At 70.1% G+C, this 8,558-nt stretch carries 8 protein-coding genes; all 8 read left to right on the forward strand.

The features are described from left to right. Nucleotides 1-10: 10 nt before the first annotated feature. The 8 genes from ACIP79_RS13345 (at nt 11) to ACIP79_RS13380 (ending at nt 8,404) form a co-directional block, all read left to right on the forward strand. Nucleotides 11-1,051, forward strand: a complete 1,041-nt coding sequence (locus ACIP79_RS13345; protein WP_383688546.1) for an ABC transporter permease — start codon at nt 11-13, stop codon at nt 1,049-1,051. After that, nucleotides 1,044-2,036, forward strand: coding sequence for an ABC transporter permease (locus ACIP79_RS13350; protein WP_401222698.1), 993 nt, complete (start codon nt 1,044-1,046; stop codon nt 2,034-2,036). The genes ACIP79_RS13345 and ACIP79_RS13350 overlap by 8 nt, the downstream gene beginning before the upstream one ends. 23 nt (nt 2,037-2,059) lie before the next feature. Beyond that, the gene (rhaS, locus tag ACIP79_RS13355; RefSeq protein WP_401222700.1) at nt 2,060-3,142 is read left to right on the forward strand and encodes a rhamnose ABC transporter substrate-binding protein; all 1,083 of its coding nucleotides are present in this window, start codon (nt 2,060-2,062) and stop codon (nt 3,140-3,142) included. Between the two features lie 74 nt (nt 3,143-3,216). Continuing rightward, entirely contained in the window at nt 3,217-3,537 is a 321-nt protein-coding gene (locus tag ACIP79_RS13360) for an L-rhamnose mutarotase (RefSeq protein WP_401222702.1), read from the forward strand. A gap of 13 nt (nt 3,538-3,550) precedes the next feature. After that, the gene (locus ACIP79_RS13365; protein WP_401222704.1) at nt 3,551-4,975 is read left to right on the forward strand and encodes a BNR repeat-containing protein; all 1,425 of its coding nucleotides are present in this window, start codon (nt 3,551-3,553) and stop codon (nt 4,973-4,975) included. Between the two features lie 76 nt (nt 4,976-5,051). Continuing rightward, entirely contained in the window at nt 5,052-6,077 is a 1,026-nt protein-coding gene (locus ACIP79_RS13370) for a LacI family DNA-binding transcriptional regulator (protein ID WP_387181049.1), read from the forward strand. 135 nt (nt 6,078-6,212) lie between these two features. Next, complete coding sequence (locus ACIP79_RS13375) at nt 6,213-7,514, forward strand: alpha/beta fold hydrolase (RefSeq protein ID WP_401222706.1); 1,302 nt, start codon at nt 6,213-6,215, stop codon at nt 7,512-7,514. 56 nt (nt 7,515-7,570) lie between these two features. Beyond that, nucleotides 7,571-8,404, forward strand: coding sequence for an enoyl-CoA hydratase/isomerase family protein (locus ACIP79_RS13380; RefSeq protein WP_401222707.1), 834 nt, complete (start codon nt 7,571-7,573; stop codon nt 8,402-8,404). Nucleotides 8,405-8,558 lie beyond the last annotated feature (154 nt).

Raw genomic sequence — 8,558 nt, forward strand, 5'->3', positions numbered from 1 at the left:
GGGCCGCCGCATGACGGTGACCGCACCCAACCCCGCCCCCGCCGCCGAGGTGCCCAAGTCGAGCGGCACCCGGCTGGTGGACCGCGTCTTCAAGATGCGCGAACTCGCCATCCTGGCCGTCTTCCTGGTGATGATCGTGATCACCCAGCTGGGCAACAGCGAGTTCCTCTCCGAGCAGGGCATCAAGGACCTGCTGCTGAACGCGACGATCCTGGTGCTCGTCGCCACCGGCCAGTCGCTGGTCGTGATCACCCGCAACGTCGACCTGTCCGTCGGCTCGACGCTCGGCATCAGCGCCTTCGCAGCCGGCATCTACCTCCAGGGCGGCGGAAACCCCGTCATCGCCGTCGTCCTGGCGATCCTGCTGGGCATCGGCTGGGGCCTGGTGAACGGGCTGCTCGTCAGCCTCGGCCAGGTGCCCGCGCTCGTCGTCACCCTCGGCACGCTCTACATCATCCGCGGCATCGACTCCATCTGGGTCGGCTCCCGCCAGATCACCGCGGCCAATCTGCCGGACTCCTTCATCGACTTCGGCTCGGGCGGCATCTCGGCCGTCCCCTATCTCGCGCTGATCGCGGTGGCGGTCGTGGTGGTGACCGCGTACTACCTCAAGCACTTCGGCAGCGGGCGCGAGCTGTACGCGCTCGGCTCCAACCCGGAGGCCGCCCGCCTCGCCGGCATCCCGGTCCGCAAGCGGATCCTGACCGCGTACGTCGTCTGCGGAGCCCTCGCGGGCCTGGCGGGGGCCCTGTACCTGGCCCGGTTCGGCAACGTGGACTCCGGCACCGGCAACGGCTACGAACTCACCGTCGTCAGCGCGGTCGTGGTCGGCGGTGTCGTCTTCACCGGCGGCTCAGGCAGCGTCTACGGAGCCGCGCTCGGCGCACTCCTCCTCACCTCCATCAACAGCGTGCTGCCCGCCCTCGGCGTCAGCTCCGTCTGGGTCCTCGCCATCAACGGCATCCTGCTCATCCTCGCCATCGCGGTCGACCGGATCGTCGCCCTGCGGGTGGCGACCGCCCTGAAGAAGAGGAACGCCCGCCATGGCTGACTCCGCTCTCACGCGCGCCGTCCGCTGGGACACTGTGGTAGGCGCGCTCCTCATCGTTGTCGTGCTGTTCTCCTTCGGGTTCGTCGACGGCTTCGGCAACGCGCTCAACCTGTCGTTCCTGATCGGCAACACCCTGCCCATCGCCCTGATCGCCCTGCCGATGACCCTGCTGGTGGTCGCCGGGGAGATCGACCTCTCGGTCGCCTCGACGGCGGGCCTGTCCGGCGCGGTGATGGGCGCCCTGTGGAACGAGGGCCTGACCATCGAGATGATCATCCCGCTGTGCCTGCTCCTGGGCGTGGTGTGCGGGCTGATCAACGGACTGCTGGTGACACGGCTCGGACTGCCGTCCCTGGCCGTCACCATCGGAACCCTCGCCGCCTACCGGGGCATCGCACAGATCGTGCTCGGCTCGGACGCGGTGACCGACTTCCCCACCCAGTACCTGGACTTCGCCGCCGGACGCATCGGGGACACCTTCATCCCGTACGCCCTCCTGCCCTTCCTCGTACTGCTCGCGATCGCCGTGGTCGTGCTGCACGCCACCCCGTTCGGGCGGTCCGCGTTCGCGGTCGGCGCCAACGAGGAGGCCGCCAGGTTCGCGGGCATCCGCGTCAGGCGGCAGAAACTGCTCCTGTTCGTCGCCACCGGCTTCATGGCCTCGCTCACCGGAATCTTCTGGGCGCTGCACTACGCCAGCGCCCGTTACGACAACGCCACCGGTCTCGAACTCTCCGTCGTCGCCGCCGTGCTGCTCGGCGGTATCGACTTCGACGGTGGCAAGGGCACGCTCGGCGGCGCGATCGCGGGAGTCTTCCTCCTCGGCGCGCTGCAGAACGTGATGAGCCTCCTGAACGTCTCCGCGCAGTCGCAGATCGTCGTCACCGGCGTCCTGCTGGTCGTCTCGGTGCTCGGCCCCCGGGTCGCGCGCCAGATCGCCGTAGCGAGGGCGGGCCGCAGAGCCGCCTCGACATTGACCTCGTAACCCACCCTCAAAGGACGTATGTCATGCGCAAGTCTTCGCTCCGCCGTACCGGTGTGGCCCTCGCCGCCGTCACCTCGCTCGCCCTGGCCGTCACCGCCTGCGGTGGCACCACCAAGAAGGACGTCAGCAACGAGACCGGCTCGGCCGCCGCGGCCGGCACGGCCAACCCGAACGCCGAGCTGAAGAAGGGGCTGACCGTCGGGTTCCTGCCCAAGGCGGTCAACAACCCGTACTTCACCTCCGCCGACAAGGGCGGCGAGGCCGCTCTGAAGGAACTGGGCTCCAGCTACAAGGAGGTCGGCCCGAGCAGCGCCACCGACACCAGCGGCCAGGTGAGTTACGTCAACACGCTCACCCAGCAGCAGGTCGACGCGATGGCCGTCTCCGCGCAGGACCCGGGCGCGCTGTGCACGGCGCTCAAGCAGGCCATGAAGAACGACATCAAGGTCGTCACCTACGACTCCGACACCAAGACGGACTGCCGCAACGCCTTCGTCTCGCAGGCCAGCGCCGAGGACCTGGGCCGCACCGAGGTGCAACTGCTCGCCGAACAGATCGGCTACAAGGGCGAGATCGCGATCCTGTCCGCCGCGCAGACGGCGACGAACCAGAACACCTGGATCGACTTCATGAAGGACGAGCTGAAGGACCCCAAGTACAAGGACATCAAGCTGGTGAAGGTGGCGTACGGCAACGACGACGCCCAGCAGTCCTTCCAGCAGACCCAGGGTCTCCTCCAGGAGTACCCGAACCTGAAGGGGATCATCTCGCCGACCACCGTCGGCATCAAGGCCGCCGCCCAGTACCTGTCGGGCTCCAAGTACAAGGGCAAGGTCAAGCTGAGCGGCCTCGGCACCCCCAACGACATGCGCAAGTACGTCAAGAACGGCACCGTCCAGGCCTTCGAGCTGTGGGACCCGGCGAAGCTCGGCGAGCTGGCCGCGCGGACCGCCGTGGCGCTGTCCTCGGGCCAGATCACCGGCAAGGAGGGCGAGACCTTCACGGCCGGCGACATGGGCGAGTTCACCATCGGCAAGGACGGCGTGATCAACCTCGGCAAGCCGACGGTCTTCGACGCCAAGAACATCGACCAGTTCGACTTCTAGTACGGGACCCGGCTTCCAGTACGGGACCCGGCTTCCAGTACAGGACTCGACTTCTCATTCGGGAGCGGTACTCCATGCGGCGCGTCTGTTTTCTGCTCAAGGTCCGTGCGGACCGCCTCGACGAGTACCGCGAACGGCATGCCGCCGTGTGGCCCGAGATGCTCGAAGCACTCTCGGCCACCGGCTGGCACAACTACACGCTCTTCCTCCGCGAGGACGGCCTGCTGGTCGGCTACCTGGAGACCGAGGACTTCGCCGCGGCCCAGGCCGGCATGGAGGCCACCGAGGTCAACGCCCGCTGGCAGGCGGAGATGGCACCGTTCTTCGAATCACTGGACGGCGCCCGGCCCGACGAGGCCATGAAGCCGCTCACCGAAGTCTTCCACCTAGCCTGACCAGGAGCTCCGCATGAGACGACGCACAGTGCTCGCGACCGCCCTGCTGGGCTCGGTGGCAGGCCCGGGACTGGCGGCCGGCACCGCCCGCGCGGCCGCCCCCGGCCCGTCGGTCACCCTGACCGGGAACACCCAACTCGACGCCCAGGCCGTGTTCTTCGTCTCCTACGACGGCCTGGTCAACAACAACTCCTTCCAGAAGAACGGCCTGTTGACCCACAAGGGCTACCAGTACGCCGTCTGGTACACCACCGACCGCAGCGCCGTCGTCGCCCGCCGGGCACTCGGCGCCACGACCTGGTCGAAGGTCACCCTCCCGCACAAGCTCAAGAGCTCCGACTCGCACAACGTCATCTCCATGGGCGTGTCCAGGACCGACGGCCGGCTGCACCTCAACATGGACTCGCACAGCGACGGCTTCTTCTACGTGAAGTCGGTGGCCGGGCTGCTCGACAACGCGGCCTCGACGGCGTGGACCTCAGCGGTCTTCGGCGCCGTACAGACGACGCTCGACGGACTCGCGCTCACGACCCAGTTCACCTATCCCCAGTTCATCGCCACGCCGGAGGGCCGGCTCCAGCTCAGCTACCGGGCCGGAGTCTCCGGCAACGGCCGCAACGCCCTTGCCGAGTACGACGGTTCCTCCTGGACCGCGCTCGGCGAGTGGAGCAGCTCCACCGGTACGTACACGAGCGAGCACGGTTCCAGCACCCTGCGGAACATGTACCTGCACGGCATCGACTACGACAGGGCGGGCCGGCTGCACTCCTTCTTCACCTGGCGCGAACAGTCCGGCTCGGTGATGTGCAGCGGTGGCGGAATCACCAACCACGACACGGGCTACGTCTACTCGACCGACCGCGGCCGTACCTGGCGCAACAACGCGGGCACCCTCGTCGGCACCACAGGCGGCTCCGACAAGGTCGCCGTCACCGACGCGGGACTCGTCGTCGACCCCCTCAACCCCGACCACTCCCTGATGAACCAGGAGAGCCAGGCCACCGACTCCGCCGGCCTGCCGCACGCGATCATCAGCTACGTCCCGGGCCGCTTCGGCCAGTGCACCACCAACTACGTCACCGACCGGACGGCCAACGGCCGCGCCTTCCACGTCCGCAGGAACTCCGCGGGCACCTGGACCAAGACGGAGATCCCGATCGCCCTCAACTCCAGCCAGCGCACCAGACTGGTCCTCGACAAGTACGACAACGCCTACGCCGTCCTTCCGTTCGGCCGGATCGCCGGGGCCTCGAAGGCCTCCGGACACACCGACTGGGCGCTCCTGTACGACGGCGGCGGCCTGAACGCGTTCGGCGAGGTCGTCATCGACGAGACGCGTGTCCCGCAGGATGGGATCCTGTCGGTCATGTACCAGGAGAAGTCCAGCGGTACGACACCCTCACCGCTGCGCGTAGTCGATTTCCGGCTCCCCGCGTGACCACCGCTTTCGGCGGACCCGCAGGTAATGTGAGGGTCCGCCCGCCGCTTCTCGTGTCCCTGGAGGTCCCCGCCTGATGGCACAGTCGGTGGGTATCAAGGACGTCGCCCGTGCCGCCGGAGTCTCCGTCGGAACGGTCTCGAACGTCATCAACCGCCCGGACTCGGTCGCCACCGAGACCCGCGCCCGCGTCCTGTCCGCGATCGACCGGCTCGGCTACGTCCGCAGCGAGTCGGCACGTCAGCTGCGGGCCGGGCGCAGCCGGATCATGGGCCTGCTCGTCCTCGACATGGGCAACCCGTTCTTCGTGGACGTCGCCCGCGGCGCGGAGCGCGCCGCGCGCGACGCCGGGCTCGGCGTGATGGTCTGCAACAGCGCGCAGAGCGCGAGCGAGGAGGCCGAGTACCTCTCCCTCTTCGCCGAACAGCGGGTGCGCGGCGTCCTGCTCACACCGACCGACGCGAGCGGGCGCAACATCGCCGCCTTCCGCCGCAACGGCATCCCGTTCGTACTGGTCGACCGGGTCGCCGAGGGCACCACCGAGTGCTCGGTCTCCGTCGACGACGTGGCGGGCGGCGCGCTGGCCGTACGGCATCTCGTGGACGCCGGCCATCGCTCCATCGCGTACGTCAGCGGACCCCCCGGCCTCAACCAGGTCAGGGACCGCCGGACGGGCGCCCTGAACGCCCTGTCCGAGGCGGGGCTCGGTCCCGAGGCACTGCGCGAGCTGCCCACCGAGCGGCTCGACGTGGCCGCCGGGCGGGACGCGGGTGCCCGGCTCCTGGGGCTCGCCGTCCGCCCGACCGCCGTCTTCTGCGCCAACGACCTGCTCGCCCTGGGCGTGCTTCAGGCCATGTTCGCGGCCGGCGTCGGCGTACCCGACGACCTCGCCATCGTCGGCTACGACGACATCGAGTTCGCCGCCGCCGCGGCCGTCCCGCTCACCTCCGTACGCCAGCCCGCGGTACCCATGGGGGCCCTGGCCGCGGAACTTCTCCTGGAGGAGACCGAGGCCGAGACCGCGCTCACACCGCACCAGCACCGGCGGGTGGTGCTCCAGCCGGAGCTGGTGGTGCGCCGCTCCAGCCTGTCCGCACGCTGATCGGCCGTTCAGTTTCCGCCGACCTCCGCGCTGAGCCGGTGTTCAGTAGGATTTCTTGATCCCCGGGCTCGGCAGCTCGGGGAACATGTGCTCAACTGGGACGCAGTCTGGAAACCGTACGTCTCGGGAGCTCTGTTGACCGTCAGCTACCGCCAGCCCGGTGTCGTCCTCACCGACCGGCACTTCTCCGTGCCCCTCGATCACGCCGACCCGGCGGGGGAGAGCATCGAGCTCTTCGCCCGCGAGGTCGTCGCGAGCGACAGGGCGGGCCAGGACCTGCCGTGGCTGGTCTACCTCCAGGGTGGTCCCGGATTCGGGGCGAATCGTTTCGTCGGCAAGCAGGCCTGGCTCGGCAGGGCCCTGAAGGACTTCCGGGTCCTGCTCCTCGACCAGCGCGGCACCGGCCACTCCACCCCCGCCAACCGGCAGACCCTGCCCCTGCGCGGCGGCCCGCGTGAACAGGCCGACTACCTCACGCACTTCCGCGCCGACTCCATCGTCCGCGACTGCGAGGCCATCCGCCCTGGGCTCACCGGCGGCGCCCCCTGGACCGTCCTCGGCCAGAGCTTCGGCGGCTTCTGCGCGGTGAACTACCTCTCCACCGCGCCCGAAGGCCTGCACGCCGCCCTGATCACCGGCGGACTGCCCACCCTGGACGGCCACGCGGACGACGTCTACCGGGCCGCGTATCCGCGCGTCGAGCGCAAAGTCGCCGCACACTACGCGCGTTACCCCCAGGACGTCGAGCGGGCCCGCCGGATCGCGGACCACCTCCTCCAGCACGAGCAGGTCCTGCCCGGCGGCTACCGTCTCACCGTCGAGGCCTTCCAGTCGCTCGGCATCCTGCTCGGCGGCAGCGAGGGCAGCCACCGCCTGCACTACCTCCTGGAACAGGCCTTCGTCCGCACCCCCCAGGGCCCCGCCCTCTCCGACGCGTTCCAGGAAGAGGCGCTCGGGCTCCTCTCGTTCGCCGGGCACCCGCTCTACGCCCTCGTGCACGAGGCCAGCTACGCCCAGGGCGACCGCCCCACCGCCTGGTCCGCCGAGCGGGTGCGCGCCGAGTTCCCGCAGTTCGACGCCGCCAAGGCCCTCGCCGACGACCGGCCGCTCCTGTTCACCGGCGAGTCCGTGCACCCCTGGACCTTCGAGACCGACCCGGCGCTGCGCCCGCTGCGGGAGGCCGCCGAGGAACTGGCCGCCCGCACCGACTGGCAGCCGCTGTACGACACCGCCCGCCTCGCCGCCAACGAGGTTCCGGTCGCCGCGGCCGTCTACCACGACGACATGTACGTCGACACCGGGCACGCCCTGCGCACGGCACGCTCCATCCGGGGCCTGCGCACCTGGGTGACCGACGAGTTCGAGCACGACGGTGTACGGGCGGGCGGACCGCGCGTCCTGGACCGGTTGTTGGCGCTCACCCGCGACGAGGCCTGAGGCCCTTCGGGTCCCCTACGATTCTGACGAGCCGTCAGAATCCACAGGGGGCACGGATGATCGACACCATCGGTACGGACATCCCGGAGGGTGAGGAGCGACTGCGCCTCGATGTCGAGGACGGCATCGGCGTCCTCACCCTCTGCCGCCCGGCGAAGCTCAACGCCTGGAGCTGGGAGTCCACCCGCCAACTCGGCCTGTTCGCCGACCGGGTCAGGTTCGACGAGTCGATCCGGGTGGTCCTGCTGCGGGCCGAGGGCCGGGCCTTCTGTGCCGGGATCGACGTGACGGCGCCGGGCGGCGCGATCACCGGCCGCTCCGGATCCGAGCGCACCCGCAACTACTACGAGGGTCTGCGCTGGGCACACGAGCGGTTCGCCGCCTTCGCGCGGCTGCCCCAGCCGGTCGTCGCGGCGGTCCAGGGCTACTGCCTGGGCTTCGGATTCGAACTCGCCCTGATGGCGGACATCAGGCTCGCGGCGGGCGACGCGGTGTTCGCGCTCCCGGAGGCGCGGATCGGCGTCGCCGTCGACGCGGGCGGCGATCTGCGGATCGCGCGCGAGGCGGGCGCCGGCTGGGCGAAGTACCTCGCGCTGACCGGACGGAGACTGGACGCGGCCACGGCGGAGCGCTTGCACCTCGTCCAAATGGTCGTCGGGCAGGCGGAGTTGGCGGAGGCGTCCCATGGTGTCGCCGTCGAGATCGCGGCGAACGCCCCCCTCGCCGTGCAGGGCATCAAGCGTGACGTCGACACCTACGCGGACGCCGGTCTCGCCGCCGCGCTCGACCGCACCGCCATGACGGCGGCACTCACCCTCACGTCCGATGACTCGCGCGAGGGATACGCGGCGAAGGGCGCCCGCCGGGTGCCGCGGTTCGAGGGGAAGTGACACCCGGGGGCGGGCGGGTGGCCGGTCGGCGGGGCCGGTGGCCGGTGGCACCGGAGCGTCGGCCTGCGGCCTGCGGCCTGCGGCCTGCGGCCTGCGGCCTGCGGCCTGCGGCCTGCGGCCTGCGGCCTGCGGCCTGCGGCCTGCGGCCTGCGGC

The sequence above is a fragment of the Streptomyces sp. NPDC088747 genome, from assembly GCF_044751025.1.
In the GTDB taxonomy this organism is placed as follows: domain Bacteria; phylum Actinomycetota; class Actinomycetes; order Streptomycetales; family Streptomycetaceae; genus Streptomyces.